Below are 17,972 nucleotides of genomic sequence, written 5' to 3' on the forward strand. Positions count from 1 at the left end.
GGTCACAACCCGACTGCCCTGAGCGCCTGATCGAGATCGTCGATCACGTCCTGCGGATCTTCCAGGCCGACATTGAGGCGCAGCAGATTCTCGGTCACGCCCATCTCGATCCGCTTGTCCTCGGCAACGCCGGAATGGGTGGTCGAGGAGGGATGAGTCATCAGCGACCGTGAATCGCCGATATTGTTCGAAATGTCGATCAGCGCCAGGGCGTCGAGCAGGCCGTGCGCCTGTTTGCGCCCGCCCTCGACCTCGAACGCGAAGATCGGCCCGCAGGCGTCCATCTGGCTCATCGCCAGATTATGCTGCGGATGGCTGGCCAGGCCGGGATGGAGGATGCGCGGTACGCGCTTTTCGATGAACGAGCCCACCTTCAACGCATTCTCGCTCTGGCGGCGGATACGCAGATCGAGCGTTTCGAGCCCCTTCAGCACCACCCAGGCATTGAACGCGCTGAGCGTCGGCCCGGTATTGCGGGTGAAGGGCAGCAGCGTGTTGTTGATGAAATCCTCGGTTCCGCACACTGCGCCGGCGAGCACACGGCCTTGCCCGTCCATCATCTTGGTCGCGCTATAGGCCGTCACGTCGGCGCCGAATTCGAGCGGCCGCTGCAGCGCCGGTGTCGCGAAGGCATTGTCGACCACGCTGACGATGCCGTGCCTGCGCGCGATGTCGCACACCGCCTTCAGATCGACCACGTCCATCGTCGGATTGGCCGGGGTCTCGAAGAAGAAGACTTTGGTATTGGGCTTCACCGCATCGGCGAACTGTTGCGGATCGCGGGCGTCGACGATCGTCACCTCGATGCCGAATTTCGGCAGCAGCGTGTCGGTCAGCCAGCGGCATGATCCGAATGCGGCGCGGCCCGCGACCAGATGGTCGCCGGTCTGCAACTGGCACAGCAGCACGGCGGTCATCGCTGCCATGCCCGTGGCCATCGACCGGCATGCTTCGGCGCCTTCGAGCAGCGCGATTCGATGTTCGAGCATCTCGACCGTCGGGTTCTGCAGTCGCGAATAGGTCATGCCGACCTGTTCGCCGGCAAACCGCGCGGCAGCATCGGCGGCGCAGTCATAGGCATAGCCCGACGTCAGGAAGAGCGCTTCCGACGTCTCGCCGAATTCCGAGCGGGCGGTGCCGCCACGGATCGCCTGAGTCGCTGGGCGCCAGGTGCGGGTGATGTCGCGATTTTGTCCGGTACGGCGTTTCATGGCGCCGCTTTGCCGGGTGGGGTCACCTCTCGTCAATGCCCTCAGGCCAACAGGCGTGTCGGCGTCCCTTGAAAGCCGGTCGCGAAGAAGGGATAGCGATGCGCGATGCAGACCGCCGCCACCCCGCCCCGCCCGACGCTGATCGCCAGCGGAATCGGTGCGGCGGCACAGTTTCTCTTCACGCTGAATCTGACCCGCCCAACGAAGGTCGTGTTCGACGAGACGCATTATGTCCCGGCCGCGCGCGTGCTGATGAAGCTCGCCTATCCGACCAACACCGAGCATCCGCTGCTCGGCAAGGCGCTGATCGCGACAGGCATGACATTGTTCGGCGACAATGCGCTGGGCTGGCGGATCATGTCGACGATCGCAGCGACAGCGATCGTGATCGGCGTGTTCGCGATCCTGTGGATGTTGTTCCACCGCACCCGCACGGCAATGTTCGGCGCGCTGTTCGTGATCTTCAACTTCACCGTCTTCATCCAGGCGCGGATCGGGATGCTCGACGGTTTCATGGCGGCGTTCGTCATCCTGGCGATCGTCGCGCTGCTGCGCGCAATGCGCAGCCCGCCCGGCAAGGTGATGCGCCGCTGGGTGCTGGGCAGCGTGCTGCTCGGCCTGGCGGTCGCGACCAAATGGACTGCGGCGCCGTTCGTCGCCTATGCCGCGATCGCCTTTCTGGTGATGCGCCGGCGCGATGCGGCGGCCTGGCCGGGGCTGCGCCCGATCCCTGCCCTGCTGATCCTCGGGACGGTGAGCATCGCGACCTATTTCCTGACCTTCGCGCCGGCCTTTTTCTATGCCCAGGAACCGCTGACGCTGGGCCAGCTGATCCCGTTCCAGCTTCACATGTATGCGCAACAGACTCAGGTCCTGCCGTCTCACCCCTATCAGTCGAGCTGGTGGAGCTGGCCGCTGATGATCCGGCCGATCTGGTATCTCTACGAAAAGGTCGATGGCGCGGTGCGCGGCATCCTGTTGCTCGGCAACCCGGCGATCCTGTGGGGCGGACTGGTGGCCGTCGCGGCTTGTCTGGTCATCGGCATCCGCCGGCGATCGCTCAAATTCCTCGGCATCGCCGGCTTGTGGATCGGGTCCTATGCGATCTGGGCGGTCATCCCCAAATCACTGGGTTTCTTCTATTATTATTACTTGCCGAGCATTTTCCTGTGCATCGCACTGGCCGCGCTGATCGATCACCGACGCGGCAAATGGCGCCATTGGGACTGGGCCTATCTCGCACTGGTCACGCTGCTCTTCGTGATGTTCTACCCGATCATCTCGGCCGCGGCATTGCCCAACGACCAGGCATTCCTGCACTGGATGTGGTTGCGGAGCTGGCCCTAACCTGCTCCTCCCCGTTCCGGGGAGGAACGAAAGTTAATAGCGCCCCCAGGTAAATCTCGACGAAAGCGCATAGTTCCACACCGCGCTGACCAGGATTCCCGACAGCGCCGAAAAGGCCCAGGTGTCCGCCCGCGCATCGTAAAGGAACGCAGCGACGCCGACATTGGCGACCGCGCCGACCGAGCAGACGATGCAGAAGGTCACCCAGCCGTCGAACAATTCCTTTGCTCCCTTCAGCCGGCTGTCGCGATAGGTCAGCGCGTTGTTGAGGAAGAAATTGAACGTCATTGCCGCGATCGTCGCAACGATCGTCGCGCCGATGAAGCTCATGCCCAGTTCCTTGAACAATATGCCGAGGAACAGGAAATGCACACCGGCGCCAAGCGCGCCGATGGCGGAGAACATCGCGAACCGCACCGGAACGACGCGCCCGAACATCCGGTCGTAGATGGCGATGAGATATTCCATTGCGACGACATGATCGAGCTTGCTCTCGCCTTCGGTGCGCACGCGGAAGGTGTAGGGAAGCTCGAGGAATTTGAGCGGCTTGGGGCTGCCGGTCATCAGGTCGAGCAGGATCTTGAAGCCGATCGCATTGAGATGCGGCGACAGTTCGCGCACGATCTGGGTGCGGATCATGAAGAAACCGCTCATCGGGTCGCTCAGATCGGCCTTCAGGACTCGCCGCGAAAGCTTTGTGGCGAACGCCGATTTCGCCACCCGGTCACGATCCCAGTCGCCGGTGCAGCCACCATCGACGAAGCGCGACCCGATCACCACGTCGAGCGCTTCGTCCGCCTGCAGCGCATCGAGCATCTTGGGCAGGATGGTTTCGTCATGCTGCAGATCGCCGTCGATCACCGCGACCACCGGGGCCGCGGTCGCGCACATGCCCTCGATACAGGCCGAGGACAGGCCGCGCCGGCCGATCCGCTGGATCACCCGCACACGCCGGTCTAACCGCGCGATCTCGCGCGCCGCCTGCGCCGTGCCGTCGGGACTGTCGTCATCGACGAAGATCGCTTCCCAGTTGCGGCCCTGCAGCGCCGCGTCGAGCTTCGCGACCAGAGTCGGCACATTGCCGATCTCGTTGAAGGTCGGAATGACGACCGCCAGTTCGAGCAGATCCTTCACGCGCCGGCCTTCAATTCAGCGCCGCGAGCACCGCGTCGCCCATCGCCCGGGTCGACAGCGTGCCGCCCAGGTCGAGCGTCCGCGCGCCGGCGACCAGTGCAGCGGAAACCGCCGCCTCGATCCGCTGCGCTGCCGCCTCCTGGTCCAGCGAATGCCGCAACAGCATCGCGGCCGACAGGATCGTCGCACAGGGGTTGGCCTTGCCTTGCCCGGCAATGTCCGGAGCCGAGCCGTGAATGGGTTCATACATGCCGTTTTCGCCGCTCCATGCCCGCAAGGAGGCCGAGGGCAGCATGCCGATCGACCCGGCGCACATGCTCGCTTGATCCGACAGGATGTCGCCGAACAGATTGCCCGTGAGTATGACGTCGAACTGGCCCGGATTCCGTACAAGCTGCATCGCCGCGTTGTCGACATACATATGGGTCAGCGTCACTTCGGGGTAGTCGGCCGCGACCTCATTGACGACATCGCGCCACAATTGCGACGTTTCCAGCACATTGGCCTTGTCGACCGAGCACAGGATTCGTTCGCGCCGCTTCGCCATCTCGAACGCGACGATCGCGATCCGCCGCACCTCGTCCTCGGCATAGGACATCCGATCATAGCCCTCGCGTCGGCCATCGCTGGTGATATGCCGGGCCTTTTCGCCAAAATACACGTCACCGGTCAGCTCGCGCACGATCACCATGTCGATCTCTGCGGCAATTTCGGGGCGAAGCGTGGACGCGTCCTCCAGGCCGGGGAAGAGCGTTGCCGGCCGTAGATTGGCGAACAGCCCCAGTTCCTTGCGCAGGGCGAGAAGCGCCTGTTCGGGACGCAGCGGCCGCTCCAGCGTGTCGCATGTCGGATCGCCGACCGCGCCGAACAGAATCGCATCGGCGCGCTTCGCCAATGCCAGTGTTTCCGGCGGCAACGGATGCCCGGTTGCATGATAGGCCGCGCCGCCCACCAGTGCCTCTTCGAAGCTCAGATCGAGATCCAGCGCTTCGAGCACGCGGCGCGCTTCGGCGACGACTTCGGGACCGATCCCGTCTCCGGGCAGCAAGGCAATGAGCATGGCGTCTTCCGCTAGGTTGGCGCCGCGGCAATGCCCGCCCCCGGTCGCTCACGCAACCGCCCTTTTGAGCCTTTCCACCAGCCGGGCTCGCGCAGCGAGCGTGTCGGCACGACGATCGGTCAGGATATCCACCTCCAGCGCCTCGCCGGTGATGCGCAGCGCGGCAAGGATATCGCTCCAGCCCGCTTCTCCCCCGCTGCGCAGGATGGCGGGCAGATCGTCAAGCTCGAGACCATAACCAAGCTCAGCCAGCAGCAGCAGCTCATAGCGCGCCAGCGCCAGCGCCCAGCCGCGCGCGGCAGGCGCTGCCTCGATCGCACCGATCACCCCATCGAGCGCGGCATAGAGGCGCGGATAGGGCTGCGCTTCGGGCAGCGCGGTCGCGGTCAGCACCGTCACCCATTCGAGCGCGGCAGCGGGCAATGGCTCGGCATAAAGCGGTGCGCGGCTGTGGATCAGCTCGACGGTCAGTCCGGCAAGCTGATCGTCGGTCCGTGCCCGCCATTCACCAAGGACCAGATTGGCCGGCTGCAGGATCGGGCGAATGCGCCGCGACTTGCCGCCACGGACATAGCCGGGCTGCAATCCATGTTCCGCGGTTAGCGCCCGCACCACCGCACCATGTTCGCCGTGCTGGCGAACGGCGAGGATCAGGGCTTCGGCGCGGAGATGCATGGATGGGGTGTAGCCGGGGATGCGCGCGACTTCACCCCATCGCTTTCATGGGCGGCCATGCAGATGCTTGACGGTTTTCTCTATATATGTAGAGTTATGATGCAATGCGACACCGTAAACCTTCCCGCCAGACACTTGCCGTGTTGCAAGCCCTGCTGTCCCGTCCGGCCGATTGGCGGTACGGTTATGACCTGACAAAGGACATCGGCTTAAAATCGGGCACGCTCTATCCCGTGCTGATGCGGTTGGCGGATCAGGGGCTGCTTGAGTCCGAATGGCATGTGTCCGACCGTCCGGGTACGCCGGCACGGCATGCCTATCGCCTTACCCGGGCAGGCCTCGCCTTCGCGCACGCCAGCATCGATGCCGCTGCTGAGGCACGGCCCAGACACGGGATCGCCCCTGCATGACGCATCGCCTGGCTTTCACGCTGTGCCGGGTCGCTGGCCACATGCTCCCGGCCGCACGAAAGCCGTGGGCCGACGCGATGACCGCCGAGCTCGCGCACGCGGAAGATGACCGCGCGGCGCTGGCCTATGCCGGCGGCTGCCTGCTGGCCGCCCTGCACGAACGGATGTGCGATTTCGACACCCGATTTACCGCCGGCCTATGGTCGATCGCCATCGTCACGAGCCTGTTTGCCGTCGTTCAGTTCGCCTGCGCCGCGCATGGCATCCGCGCCCTTCTGGGTGCTCGCGACGGGATGAGCGAGGCCCTGCTGCATCATGGAGCGAGTCCCGCACTGATGGCGAGCTATGAAGCGGCTCGCCCGATCGTCATCGGCTGTTTCATCATCCTTGGCTGTACGCATCTCGCTGCAGCCTGGTTTCTAAGCCGCACACAGTTTCACCGGTTCCTCATCGCATGGTGCGCTGCGCTCCTTGTCGCCAGCGTTGCGGTGGCGATCCAGCTGTCGATCGTCTGGAGCATCGATGGCGTGCCGTCGGAATTCCATGCTCTGATCCTGCAGGCGGTGGTGCTGCCGGCGCTGCTCGCCTGGTCCCAGAGCCGGCACAAATATTCGGGGAGGATATGATGGCGAGATCCGTGAAGGCCATGCTTGCGTTTCTCGTCTTCTCCGGCCTTGCCGGTGTCAGCCAAGCTCGCACGCCGACATCGAAGGCCGAAGCGATCATCGCAGCGTCCAAACGCGCGACGGGCGGCACCGCATGGAATAAACCGCAAGGGTGCTTCGAACAGGGTACGCACGCAGATGGCGCAATCTCCTATCGGACGAGATTCAGGCTCTTCGGCTATGGGATGCGTATCGACAGCGAGCGCGGCGACACCAGCCGCTCGATGGGATTCAACGGGAAAGCAAGTTGGCTGGCTGCCGGTGATGGCAAGGTTGATGTCCGATCCGACCCGGCGTCCCTCCGCGAAGGCATCGTCACAAACTACCTCAGCATAAACGGGTTCTTCTTCCCCGATCGCTTCCCGGCCAGGTTCAAATATCTTCGCGAAGTACGGGAGGCCGGCAAGAGGCTTCATGTGATCGAGATCACGCCCCAGGGAGGTCGACCCTTCGAGGCCTGGTTCGACAGTCGCACCCACCTGATCCAGCGCGTGGTTGACCGCCACGGCGCGTCCCCGACCACGGTGGAGGCCGGCGACTATCGCAAGGTCGGCGACTTCACGATCGCCTTCAAACTGAATGTGCTGGGACGGGACGGCGCGGTGGCCGACAAAGGCACCGTGACATCGTTCCACTGCGGTCCGATTGAAAGCACCATTTTCGATCCGCCGCTTCCGCGTTGATCTGATAGCCCGGCGACACTGGAACGGCCACCATGCCTGCCGTGCGGACAAACGGCAAGATCCTTCTATTTTTAGATTAAGCATTTGATATAACAGTATTATACCATCCTCTCACAGAGGTGACGATGGAAAGGATATGCGACATTCCGGTGTCCCATATCTCCCCGCTCGTCCTTTGCGTCCTGTGCCGCCGATGCGTGAGATCCGACTTGGCCGCGCCAAGCCCCTTAGCCCATGGAGTCACCTCAGCCTCGCTGATACACTGCCTCCAGGCGATGGCCGTCAGGGTCGATGACAAAGGCTGCATAATAATGGTCGCCATAGTCGGGCCGCAGGCCCGGCGCGCCGTCATCGGTCCCGCCATGGGCGAGCGCGGCTACATGAAATTGATCGACCGCGTCCTCATCATCGGCGTCAAAGGCCAGATGAAACCCCTGATCCAGGCCGATAGCCTCTTTTGAGCGCTGCTTCAGCGCCAGACCCTCGGTATCCGGCCTTGGGCCATAGCCGACCGATTCATCGCCGGTGAAGACGCGTGAGCTGCCGAGGCACCGGAGTGCGGCATCGTAGAACAGGATCGACCGGGCCAAATCGGAAACGCCGATGGAGAGATGACTGATCAAGATGAAACTCCAGAATTGGCGGGCTCGCACCTTGTGCCTAATTCAACCGAACGATGACCGTAACCCCGGTCCGCCGGACACTAGGTCAACAGCCAGGCAAAGCTACGCGCGATGAAGGCCTGGCCGCCCGCTTCAATCGGGGCGGCATGGGCCATGAGCACCTTTTCCACCGGCCACTCCAGGATCCGGCGAAGGGCAGCACGCGCTGCGCTTCGGTTGGTGAACGCACCGCGGAATTTCCGCGGCACCGCCGGCTCGGGCGCTGTCATGAGATCGAGCCTCGCCACCAATGCCCTCCAGCCGGTGAACCATCCCGGCTCGAAATGCTGGATCAGATCGGTGAAGATCGCCGTGCGGCTATTCCGGTGGAAGAAAACCACTTCGGTGGTGATCGCATTGCCCCGAACGGCCACCTGATCGATTTCCCCCGACCATTCCGGCGCGGGATCATCATCGAGATCGGCATCGAAAACGATGTCCTTGCGCTGGTTGCGCAGTCCCGGCGGGGCGTAGAGCCTTGCATCGGGATAGGCCGCCTGCCAGTCGCCGATGAACAGATGATGCAGCGAGTTGGGCGCGACGATGTGGCGAACCGGCCCAAGCGCATCGACCGCCGCACGAAGCCCATCGGCAAGCGCGACCGGCGACCAGATGAACAGCGTGCCGTCGGACAGTCGGATGACGGCCATTCGCGTCGGATATCGGAAGCCCGCCACGGTTGCGATGGGGCCTTCCGCAATCCAGATCTCGTCACCGAATGGTTGCAGCATTTCCTTTCCCGCGCACTCCCGCCGACCGAAAGGCGCATTGGAACTTCCAGGCCGATCAGGGCAGTTCGGCTTTACGCCCGCCGCAACTTCTTTGCCAGATTGCCCAACCCCAGTTTTTGCACCACCGTCTTGCCCAGCGCGGTGGTCCGATCGAAACTGCCCAGCGCGACGATCGTCAGCCGGTTCACCACGCTGGGACGGAACAGCAGCAGGTCGAGGCATGCCACGCCGCCGGTGGCGAACTGACGCTTGTGCTGCCCCTCGCCTTCGGTGAAATCGAAGTGCTTCAGCTTTCCCTCTGCCCCGCCCTCGGCATAGAGATCGCGCATCGCTTCCATATGCAGTACGCCGCCCGGCGACAGCTCGTTGAATGCCGGATCATGCCCGACATACTCGTACCGCACCGTGCCGTTGACCACCGGGCAATAGAGATAGGCGGCGGGCTCGCCGGCGACATAGAGCAACCAGCCGCGCACCGCGTCCGCCGCCGCCATGCTGTACATCTGGCGAAGAAATGCCGCGTCGTCGGGCAAGCCCGACCCGAGCAGTTTCTCCTGATAGGTACGGGCCGAGATCCGCCGCGCGATATCATGAAAGACGGCCATCTCGTCGGGTGTCCGGAAGCGCCGGACGTCGAGTGCGCCACCGGACACGGTCGCGACCTTCTTCGCCTTGCGCTTCATCCCGCTGCGCGCGTTCGGCGACATGGTTGCGAGCCAGTCATCATGGCCGATCGTCAGGTCGGCATAATGGCGCGTGTAGCGTTGCCGTACGAACGCGATCATCCCGCCGCCCGCCTGCATCATCGCGCCTCGGCTCGCCTCGGGCAATGAGGTGATCTGATAGCCATGCGCGTCGCGACCAAGCGGCGGCAGGGCCGGCAGCCGCCCCTCCAGTACATCGTCGAGAGTCATCGGCACCCGCACCATCCGGCGCTGGATCGACGCCAGCGTCCGCGCGCCAATCTGGAAGCGCAGCGGCAGTGGCACGGCGGTCATGCGGCACGCTCCTCGATCATGTTGGACCAGAGCTGTTCGGCACGGCGCCAGCTGGTGCGCAGTGAATTGGGGCCCAGCGGTGCGTCGGCATGGTCGAGCGCCAGCGCCGGCCGATCCGCGAAATGGACGGTGGGCAGATCGCCGCGGCGGTCGTCAAGCATCGCACACAACGCGTCGAAGCGACGGACATGGACGGCATTGGGGCGCGTCCCGGCGCGATTGGCGAGTTCGAAACTATGGCTGACGATGGTCAGCGCGGCATGCGCCTCGGCCATGGCATGGTCGAGCGCCGCGGCCATCTCGCCCGCCGATAGCGCGCAAATCTGGAAATTGCGCAAGGCGCCCGGGCGGTCCTCGATCAAGGTTACCGGGACTTCGATCAGCCCCTCACGCGACACCGGCGCGATCTGGCGAACGGGCAGGCCGATTGCGCTCGGCCAGGGATGCTCGGCGCCATTATGGCTGCTATCATAGGCAAAGCCGAGGCTCGCCAGTGCCCGCAGCGTGTCATCGTTCGCGCTATAGCTGCCCGCACGGAACGCGATCGGGTGCGGCGCACCAGCCGCGACCAGCAACTCGGTGGCGCCGGAAATCAGGTCGCGCTGCTGCGCTTGCGGAAAATCGATCAGCTCGAAACGGCCATGCGTCTTGCCACCATCGCCTGCCGCCGCGCCGGTCCAGTTGGGATGGAGGTGAAGCTGCACCTCCTGCCCCGCATCGATCACTGCGCCGACGATCCGCTTCATCGGCTCGAGGCCGAACAACAGAGCGGGCAACGGATCGACGAAGAAGCAGGCCTTTAGCCCATGCCGGGCAAGCCGGTCGAGCTGATAGGCAAGGCCTACGCCGGCCGGCTCGAGCGAGCGCTTGAAGATCGTTTCGACATCGAGCGATGCGGCATGATGCCGCCAGGCAAGCTCGGTATCGACAGTGAGGAAAACGCTGGTCATGCGGCCCATAGCTAACGGCGCGTGGTGAAGATTCTCCCAACGACGACGACATGGCGACCCATCATCTCACGGCTTGATGCCATATTTCGCATAGGTCTGATCGATGATCGGCGAGATCATCCGCGCTGCAGCCAGGTCGACGTCACTTGCCTTGGCATCGCCCATCCGCTTGCGCACCATTCCACGCATATAGATGCTTTCCGGCCGATCCGGCTCCAGGTCGAGCGCCGCGTTCAAATCGGCCAGCGCATCGTCAAGCCGGTTGAGCCGGAAATATACCATGGCGCGGCTGTCGAGCGGTTCCTGCGGCGAATCGCTCAGCTCGATCGACTTGGTGCAGTCCTTCAACGCGGTGTCGAGCATCGTGTCGAGGGTGCCTTTCAGCCAGCACCGGCTGTTGAGCAATCCGGGGTTGCCCGGGCTTGTCGCAATCGCCGCATCGATCGTCTCGATTGCCGCTTCCTTGTCGCCGGCCTCCCCCAATATCACGGCCTTGGTCGCCATGAAGTCGGCCTTGTCCTTGCCGCCCTCACCGATACGCTCGTCCAGCAGGCTGAGCGCCTGATCCTTGTTGCCGCGATCGGCGTAAAGCGTTGCGAGCTGAGTCACTGCACTGCTCGACGCCGGGTCGATCTTGCGCGCCGTGGTCAGGTCGGCGAGCGCCTTGTCGCGATCGCCGAGCCCGCTGAGCAATCGCGCACGCCACAAATAACTGTCGACGCTCGGTTCGATGGCGATCGCACGGGTCACGTCATCGATCGCCTGGCGCGGTTCGTAAATCTTCTCGAAGAACCAGGCGCGGTTGGTATAGGGCTCGGCCTTGCCCGGCCCATCGCTGATCGCCTGTTTGTACAGTGCGAGAATGGCGTCGAACTTCTTCGCGCGCTTGCCCGCTTCGACGATCTGCCACGCGGGCGGCAGATCGGCCGGTGCTACCACGCGAAGCAGATGCTGCTTGGCCTGGGCAAGCCGCTGGCGCACCGCCCCGATATCGGCGGCCGCGATTTCCCCGCCGCTCTCGATCACCTTCGCGTCGGTCGTGATCACGCCATTGGCCAGCGTTGCGGTGCGATCCACTTTGGTGCCCGCCAGAGTGTCGGACAAAGTCATATTGCCTTCCAGCGTATAGCCCTTGCCGCCATCGGGCAGGATGATCCGCGTGCGAATGGCGGTGTGTTGCGCGTCCCCGGTCGAGACCGGGATATCGCGCCAGGCGGTGCGGGTGCGATCCGGCGCGAAGCTCAGATCGGAGACGCCGCTGTCGATCGCGATGCGATAGCGCTCATTCTCACGCGTCCAGTCGGGATAGGCCACGCCGGAGGCATGCAGCGTCGCGGTGCCGGCCGCATCGTCGAAGCTCAGTCGGCGGGTGATGATGGTGGGCGAAGTGACGAGGTTCTCGCTCATTTTCTTCGCCATCTCGGTCAGCTGATCCTTGCTGGCCTGGGCTGCGCCGGCTTTCATGAGCTGCGCGAGAGGGCCGCGCATGGTCATCGCGGCTTTGAAAGGAGCCGGGAAATTCGCGCCTGCCGATTCGTCCAGCTCGACCTCGGCCGCCATTTCGGGCCGTGCGCTCGGTCGCATCGGCAACGGCATCAGTGCTGCGCCTGCCGTACGCAAAGGCAATACATTGCGGAACGCCGGCGTGTCGCGGATATCGGCGAACTGCGTCCCGGCACCGGTACCGTCGAGCCACAGGGTCTCGCCCGCGACCGTTGCCCGCACAAAGACGTGATCGAAGGCGCCCGGGCTGGGCAGCCGATCCGGCAAGGCATCGCCGAGCTGGCTGCTCGCCAGCACCGGTTCGGCCTCGATTCCCATTTGATGCAGCATGGCGAGCAGCAACAGCGTCTTCGCCTTGCAGTCGCCATAGCGTAGCGACCAGGTCTGGGTCGGCGTCTGGGGTACGTAATTGCCACCATCCATACCTTTGAAGAGATAGCGGATCTTGTCTTGAACCAGCGCCAGCGCCAACGCGGTACGCTTTAGAGGATCCGAGTCCGCCGCCATGATCTTGGCGACCTCGCCCGCCAACGGGCTGCCTGGGGCAATGAGGCCATCGGTGGCATAGAGGGGCGCCATGATCGACGAGATCGATGCCCAGTCGCCAAAGCTGGTCGCTTCCAGCATCGGGAGCCGTCGGAACCGTGTCGGCGAATCACTCGGCATTTCCGGCTGTTTGGCGAGCGGCAGCGCGAGACTGAGTTCGCGATAGCCGCCGATGGTCGTCACCTCTGGCTGAAGGCCCGCCACATTGAGCCGCCAGTGCATCGGCGCATCCTTCGGCCAGATCAGCCGGGTCCGCCCGAACTGGATCCTGAAGGGATCCGTGGGCAACAGCGAGATCGTCTGGAGATTACCCTTGAGCGTCGGATCCTTCTGCGTGATCGAGATACTCATATGGAGGACATCGCCGACCCGCAGCCCTTCGACCGCCAGCGTTGCGGTGAGCACACCATTGAGCATGCGCTGTTCGAGCTGCTCTTCACGCTGCAGTACCGAGAAGCGCTGACCGGCGGCAATCAGGTCGACATGCTCGGAGCCTCGGATGATCTCCAGCTTGTGGATGATCAGATCGCCCTTGTCCGGCTGCCAGGGCAGTTTGATCGAGCCGATCTGATCAAGCATCTGGGTCGAGGCGACTCGCGCAGCGGTTTCGACATAGCTGGTGATCTGACCGTCTTTCAGCAATTGCTGGCCGTCGAGCAGAAGGAAGACCGGCGATTCATCCTTGATCGATGCCGTGTCGATCGCCGGAGCCGGCTTGATCCAGTCGGGTGCGGGCGCATAAATCGGCTTGTCGCTCGCCTGAGCAGCACTCGCTGCCGCAATGAGTGCCGTGAAGAAAATAGGCCGCAACATGATCTTACCCCCGGACGAAGCGCCGGACTCTAATCGAGTGCCCGCGATCGGCAAACGGGGAATCATCGTTATCGGCTATGATAGAAATCATAGACCTGTTGCGCGACCGCCGACGACACGCCCGGCGCCTGTTGCAGATCCTGCAGGCTTGCATTGCGCACCGCGCGGCCTGTGCCAAAATGCATCAGCAGCGCCTTTTTGCGCGCCGGCCCGATGCCCGGCACTTCGTCGAGTGGCGACGCACCGATCGCCTTGGCGCGCTTGGCACGGTGTGCGCCAATCGCGAAGCGATGCGCCTCGTCGCGCAGGCGCTGGAGATAGAACAGCACCGGCGCATTGACCGGCAACTGAAACTCGCGCCCGTCGAGCATATGGAACACCTCGCGCCCGGCATGGCGATCCGGCCCCTTGGATACGCCGACCAGACAGACATCCTCGATGCCCAGTTCCTCCATCACGCCCTTCACCGCGTTGAGCTGGCCGCGCCCGCCGTCGATCAGCACCAGATCGGGCCAGTCACCCGCGTCACGATCAGGATCTTCCGCCTGCGCGCGGGCGAAACGGCGGCCGAATACCTCGCGCATCATCGCAAAGTCATCGCCCGGCTCGGTGTCGGGGTTCTTGATGTTGAACTTGCGGTACTGGCCCTTGCGGAACCCCTCCGGCCCGGCGACGACCATCGCGCCGAGCGCGTTGGTGCCCTGGATATGACTGTTGTCGTAGATTTCGATTCGGTCGGGCGGCTCACCCAGGTCGAACAGGTCGGCAACCTCCTGCAGCAGTTTCGCCTGGGTCGTACTCTCGGCAAGCCGCCGGTCGAGCGCTTCCTCGGCATTGCGCTTGGCCTGATCGAGCAACCGGCGGCGCGTACCGCGTTGCGGCATCGACAGCGTCACCTTGAACCCGGCCGCGGCGCCCAATGCCTCGCCCAGCAGTGCGGCCTCGTTCAGCTCGCGATCGACGAAGATCGTGCGCGGTGGTGGCACCTCCTCATAGAATTGCGTCAGGAAGCTGCTCAGTACCTCATCCTCGGGCACGTCGTTGGTGTGCGCGGGAAAGAAACTGCGATGGCCCCAATTCTGCCCCCCGCGAATGAAGAAGGCCTGGATGCCCATCACGCCGTTCTTGCAGGCAAGCGCGAAGATATCGGCATCGCCCAGCCCTTCGGCGTTGATCGCCTGGGTGCCCTGTATGAAGGTCAGCGCGCGCAGCCGGTCGCGCAGGATCGCGGCGAGTTCGAAATCCATCGCTTCCGCCGCCGCCTGCATCTGGCCGCCGAGCTTGGTCTGCACCTGAGTCGATTTGCCGGCGAGGAATGACTTCGCGTCAGTGACGAGCTCGTCGTAGCCGGCCGCGTCGATCCGCCCGACGCACGGCGCCGAGCAGCGCTTGATCTGGTAGAGCAGGCAGGGCCGGTCGCGGTTCTTGAAGAAGCCGTCGGTGCAGGAGCGCAGCAGGAACAGCTTCTGCAATGCGTTGAGCGTGTTGTTGACTGAGCCGGCACTGGCGAAGGGGCCGTAATAATTGCCCTTGGCGCGCCGCGCGCCGCGATGCTTCTGGATGCGCGGGTAATCATGATCGGCGCGCAGCAGGATGAAGGGGAAGCTTTTGTCGTCGCGCAGCAGCACGTTGTAGGCGGGGCGGTAGCGCTTGATCAGTTGCGCCTCGAGCAGCAGCGCCTCGGCCTCGTTATTGGTCGTGACGATGGTCATCGAGCGGGTCTGCGCGACCATGCGCTGCAGCCTTTTGGGCAAGCGGTCGACCTGGACATAGTTGGTCACGCGGTTCTTCAGCGCGCGCGCCTTGCCGACATAGAGCACGTCGCCGCGCGCATCCTGCATGCGATAGACGCCCGGCCGCGTCGGCAACGTCGCCAGCACGTTGCGGATCGCCGCCACGCCCGCTTCCAGATCGGGCGCATCGCTGCCGCGGACGGTGAAGGTCGATTTCTCTTCGTTGAAACGATCGGGGGCGTTGGGCGACGACATCATTGTCTCATATGGTGTCGTTTCATTTAGGACTCCGGCGCGCAGGCAACAACGGCTATATCGAGCAGCAGAGGGGAATGACGATGCAGCTTGCGGGAAAGACGATCCTGGTCACTGGCGGAACCGACGGCATCGGCCTTGCGCTGGCCCGCCGGCTCAAGGCAGCGGGGTCGACCGTCATCGTCGTCGGCCGCAATGCCGAACGCATCGCGGCAGCGCAGGCGGAGGGGTTCGAGGCGCTTGTCGCCGACCTCAGTCGTGAGGCGGGCTGCGCCGAACTGCTCGCGGCGGTCGCCGGCCGGCCGATCGACATCCTGGTCAACAATGCCGGCATGGGCGTGCCGTTCGATGTCGCCGCGCCGATCGACATGGGCGTGGTCGACCAGTCGATCTTCCTCAACCTCAATGCCCCGATCCGCCTGATCGCCGGCATGCTCGATGCGCTGCGCACCCGGCCCGAGGCGATGATCGTCAATGTCACGTCAGGCCTGGCGATCGCGCCGGCCGCCACGACGCCGGTCTATTGCGCGACCAAGGCGGGGTTGCACAGCTTTACCCGGGCGCTGCGCGCGCAGCTGGCGGACAGCAAGATCCATGTGCTCGAGGTACTGCCGCCAGTGGTCGAGACGCGGATGACCGAGGACAACCACCACAGCAAGATGCCCGCGCCGGAATGCGCACGACAGATCGTCGTGGCGATGGAGAAGAGCCGGGATCAGGCCAATGTCGGCATGACTGCAGTGCTCAATGCGGTCTACAACGTCTCGCCGGCGATCGCGCGGCGGATCATGCTCCGCTACTGACGCCGCGCAACGGCGCCAGCAGCGGAGCCTGTACTCACTTGATCGCGGCGAGGTCGGCGCCGACCTTGACCAAAGCTTCGGGCGGGATCGCGCCGCCGGACATCGGCTGAAGCTGGTTCAGCGACATGCCCTTGAAGCTGTCGTACATCGCATGGGTGGTGACACCCGGCAGATCCGTATCGAGTACGGCCTTGCCGGCCGGATCGGCAGCGATCGTCTCGATCGGCGTGTCGAGGTTGAACTTGGTCGCAGCAGCAGCGGCGGCAGGCGCCGCCGGCGTGGTCGGTGCCGCGGCGGGCGCGGTCTGGGCTGCGACGGGAGCGGCGGCAGCAAGTGCGAGGACGGCGCCGAGGACGACAGACTTCATTGGGAATGCCTCTTTCAAAAGAAAGCGGCGCAGAATCGCCGCAGATCCGGCCTTTAGCCGGATTAGTGGCATTTCGAAATGTAATGATTGCACCCGTCCCGCGGAGGCGAGTGCAACGAAATGTCAGTTCAGGCGGCCCAGGCCAGCGATCGTGCGATCGACCAGCGCCTTGTCGGCGGTCGCGCCATGACGCTCGGCGATGATCGCGGCAGCGGCCTTGGCGGCGGCATCGGCTGCCTTGGCGCGGACTTCACCGATCGCAGCGCGCTCGGCGGCGGAGATCTTGTCCTCGGCCATCTTGCCGCGACGTGCGACCAGTTCCTGCGCATCGCTCTCGGCCTTGGCGAGCAGCAGCTTCGCCTCCGCTTCGGCATGGGCGACGATCGCGGCGGCATCGCCGGCGCTCGCCGCATTGCGCGCCCTGGCTTCGGCGAGCTGCGCCTCGGCCTCGGCACGAAGCCGCGCGGCTTCATCGAGATCGGTGCGGATCGCCGCGATCTTCGCATCGAGCATCCCCGCGATCATCGCCGGGACTTTCTTCCACAGCAGGATCGCGATGACGACGAGCATCGACAGCGCGACATAGCCGGGTGCGGCCACGCCGAATGCGGTCGGCTCGTGATGCAGCTCGACCACGCCGGTCTGCGCCACGGTCTCTACGGGATGCGCCTCAGCCATGCGCCAGTTCCACCTTTACCTGCTTTTCGATCGCGGCACGATCGACCGCGACGCCCGAAAGCTTCGCGACGATGTCCTGCACCGCATCGACGGTCGATGTTTCGATGTCGGTCATCGCCTGCTGCCGGGCGCCGTCGATCCGTGACGTCGCGGCGGCGATACGGTCGTTGATCTCCGCATCGCCGGCCTTGACCTGCGTCTCGGCATTGGCGGTGGCCCGGGCCTTGGCCTCGGTCACCGCCTTGAACGCCTGGCTGCGGGCCGAGTCCAGACCCGTCTGATACTCGGTTTCCGAAGCCTGGGCGGTCGCGCGCGCCGCCTCCGCCGCGGCGATGTCGCCCGAGATGCGGGCGGTACGATCATCGATCGTCCGCTCGATCTTGGGCACCATCGCCTTGCCGATCCCGAAATAGATCAGGGCGAATACGATCGCGAGCCAGAACAGCTGCGACGCGTAGATCTCTCCGATCTGGGATAACTGAGGCATTGGAGGCGCTCGCTCTTACTTGACGACGAAGAGGATGAGGATCGCGACGACGAACGCGATCAGGCCGAGCAGCTCGGATGCCGCGAAGCCGATGAACAGGCGGCCCTGCTGACCGTCAGCCGCACCAGGATTGCGCAGCGCGCCTTCGAGGAACGAGCCGAACACGTTGCCCACGCCGAGCGCGGCCAGGCCAACGCCGATCGCCGCGAGGCCGGCACCGATGTACATTGCACCAAGATCAGTCATGTCAAAACTCCCAAA

19 protein-coding genes are annotated in these 17,972 nt (G+C 64.3%); 5 read left to right on the plus strand and 14 right to left on the minus strand.

What is annotated here, in order from left to right; genetic code table 11:
• Nucleotides 1-2: 2 nt before the first annotated feature.
• The gene (locus tag H3Z74_RS14805) at nucleotides 3-1,211 is read right to left on the minus strand and encodes a trans-sulfuration enzyme family protein (RefSeq protein WP_187760377.1); all 1,209 of its coding nucleotides are present in this window, start codon (nucleotides 1,209-1,211) and stop codon (nucleotides 3-5) included.
• Between the two features lie 105 nt (nucleotides 1,212-1,316).
• On the opposite strand from H3Z74_RS14805, the gene H3Z74_RS14810 reads away from it, so the two are divergent.
• Nucleotides 1,317-2,558: a glycosyltransferase family 39 protein gene (locus H3Z74_RS14810; protein WP_187760378.1), complete on the plus strand. Its 1,242-nt coding sequence runs from the start codon at nucleotides 1,317-1,319 to the stop codon at nucleotides 2,556-2,558.
• A gap of 33 nt (nucleotides 2,559-2,591) precedes the next feature.
• Here the strand turns inward: H3Z74_RS14810 and H3Z74_RS14815 are convergent, their stop codons facing one another.
• The 3 genes from H3Z74_RS14815 to recO are packed head-to-tail and all read right to left on the minus strand — an operon-like array spanning nucleotide 2,592 to nucleotide 5,427.
• Entirely contained in the window at nucleotides 2,592-3,692 is a 1,101-nt protein-coding gene (locus H3Z74_RS14815; protein ID WP_187760379.1) for a glycosyltransferase family 2 protein, read from the minus strand.
• 10 nt (nucleotides 3,693-3,702) lie between these two features.
• Complete coding sequence (gene leuB, locus H3Z74_RS14820) at nucleotides 3,703-4,752, minus strand: 3-isopropylmalate dehydrogenase (protein ID WP_187760380.1); 1,050 nt, start codon at nucleotides 4,750-4,752, stop codon at nucleotides 3,703-3,705.
• Between the two features lie 48 nt (nucleotides 4,753-4,800).
• Nucleotides 4,801-5,427 carry a DNA repair protein RecO gene (gene recO / locus H3Z74_RS14825; protein ID WP_187760381.1) on the minus strand — a complete coding sequence of 209 codons (627 nt, stop codon included), beginning with the start codon at nucleotides 5,425-5,427 and terminating at the stop codon, nucleotides 4,801-4,803.
• A 140-nt stretch (nucleotides 5,428-5,567) separates the two neighbouring features.
• Here recO and H3Z74_RS14830 point away from each other — a divergent pair, with 140 nt between their 5' ends.
• From H3Z74_RS14830 to H3Z74_RS14840, 3 genes are read left to right on the plus strand one after another with little or no spacing between them, the layout of a single operon-like run.
• Nucleotides 5,568-5,837 (plus strand): PadR family transcriptional regulator, encoded by a 270-nt coding sequence (locus tag H3Z74_RS14830; protein WP_229726600.1) that lies wholly within the window; start codon nucleotides 5,568-5,570, stop codon nucleotides 5,835-5,837.
• Nucleotides 5,834-6,463, plus strand: a complete 630-nt coding sequence (locus tag H3Z74_RS14835; protein WP_187760383.1) for a hypothetical protein — start codon at nucleotides 5,834-5,836, stop codon at nucleotides 6,461-6,463. The genes H3Z74_RS14830 and H3Z74_RS14835 overlap by 4 nt, the downstream gene beginning before the upstream one ends.
• The gene (locus H3Z74_RS14840; protein WP_187760384.1) at nucleotides 6,463-7,185 is read left to right on the plus strand and encodes a LolA-like protein; all 723 of its coding nucleotides are present in this window, start codon (nucleotides 6,463-6,465) and stop codon (nucleotides 7,183-7,185) included. Before H3Z74_RS14835 ends, H3Z74_RS14840 begins: the two co-directional genes overlap by 1 nt.
• Before the next feature lie 245 nt (nucleotides 7,186-7,430).
• Here the strand turns inward: H3Z74_RS14840 and H3Z74_RS14845 are convergent, their stop codons facing one another.
• From H3Z74_RS14845 to uvrC, 6 genes are all read right to left on the minus strand, one after another.
• Entirely contained in the window at nucleotides 7,431-7,808 is a 378-nt protein-coding gene (locus H3Z74_RS14845; protein WP_187760385.1) for a VOC family protein, read from the minus strand.
• 80 nt (nucleotides 7,809-7,888) lie between these two features.
• Nucleotides 7,889-8,578, minus strand: a complete 690-nt coding sequence (locus tag H3Z74_RS14850; protein ID WP_187760386.1) for a DUF4336 domain-containing protein — start codon at nucleotides 8,576-8,578, stop codon at nucleotides 7,889-7,891.
• Nucleotides 8,579-8,649: 71 nt separating this feature from the next.
• Entirely contained in the window at nucleotides 8,650-9,576 is a 927-nt protein-coding gene (locus H3Z74_RS14855) for a GNAT family N-acetyltransferase (RefSeq protein ID WP_187760387.1), read from the minus strand.
• A complete protein-coding gene (locus tag H3Z74_RS14860; protein ID WP_187760388.1) occupies nucleotides 9,573-10,526 on the minus strand; it encodes a polysaccharide deacetylase family protein in 954 nt (317 codons plus the stop codon). Before H3Z74_RS14860 ends, H3Z74_RS14855 begins: the two co-directional genes overlap by 4 nt.
• A 66-nt stretch (nucleotides 10,527-10,592) precedes the next feature.
• The gene (locus H3Z74_RS14865) at nucleotides 10,593-13,388 is read right to left on the minus strand and encodes a DUF3857 domain-containing protein (protein WP_187760389.1); all 2,796 of its coding nucleotides are present in this window, start codon (nucleotides 13,386-13,388) and stop codon (nucleotides 10,593-10,595) included.
• A gap of 68 nt (nucleotides 13,389-13,456) precedes the next feature.
• Nucleotides 13,457-15,376, minus strand: coding sequence for an excinuclease ABC subunit UvrC (uvrC, locus tag H3Z74_RS14870; RefSeq protein WP_187760390.1), 1,920 nt, complete (start codon nucleotides 15,374-15,376; stop codon nucleotides 13,457-13,459).
• Nucleotides 15,377-15,453: 77 nt separating this feature from the next.
• Between uvrC and H3Z74_RS14875 the strand changes: the two genes are divergently transcribed.
• Entirely contained in the window at nucleotides 15,454-16,179 is a 726-nt protein-coding gene (locus H3Z74_RS14875) for an SDR family oxidoreductase (RefSeq protein ID WP_229726601.1), read from the plus strand.
• Between the two features lie 34 nt (nucleotides 16,180-16,213).
• On the opposite strand, the gene H3Z74_RS14880 is transcribed toward H3Z74_RS14875, so the two are convergent.
• The 4 genes from H3Z74_RS14880 to H3Z74_RS14895 form a co-directional block, all read right to left on the minus strand.
• A complete protein-coding gene (locus tag H3Z74_RS14880) occupies nucleotides 16,214-16,546 on the minus strand; it encodes a hypothetical protein (RefSeq protein ID WP_187760391.1) in 333 nt (110 codons plus the stop codon).
• A gap of 123 nt (nucleotides 16,547-16,669) precedes the next feature.
• Entirely contained in the window at nucleotides 16,670-17,224 is a 555-nt protein-coding gene (locus H3Z74_RS14885) for a F0F1 ATP synthase subunit B family protein (RefSeq protein WP_187760392.1), read from the minus strand.
• The gene (locus H3Z74_RS14890) at nucleotides 17,217-17,711 is read right to left on the minus strand and encodes a F0F1 ATP synthase subunit B family protein (protein ID WP_187760393.1); all 495 of its coding nucleotides are present in this window, start codon (nucleotides 17,709-17,711) and stop codon (nucleotides 17,217-17,219) included. The genes H3Z74_RS14885 and H3Z74_RS14890 overlap by 8 nt, the downstream gene beginning before the upstream one ends.
• Nucleotides 17,712-17,726: 15 nt before the next feature.
• Nucleotides 17,727-17,939 carry a F0F1 ATP synthase subunit C gene (locus H3Z74_RS14895; RefSeq protein ID WP_010164404.1) on the minus strand — a complete coding sequence of 71 codons (213 nt, stop codon included), beginning with the start codon at nucleotides 17,937-17,939 and terminating at the stop codon, nucleotides 17,727-17,729.
• Nucleotides 17,940-17,972 lie beyond the last annotated feature (33 nt).

Origin of the sequence: Sphingomonas alpina (assembly GCF_014490665.1) — a bacterium.
In the GTDB taxonomy this organism is placed as follows: Bacteria; Pseudomonadota; Alphaproteobacteria; order Sphingomonadales; family Sphingomonadaceae; genus Sphingomonas; species Sphingomonas alpina.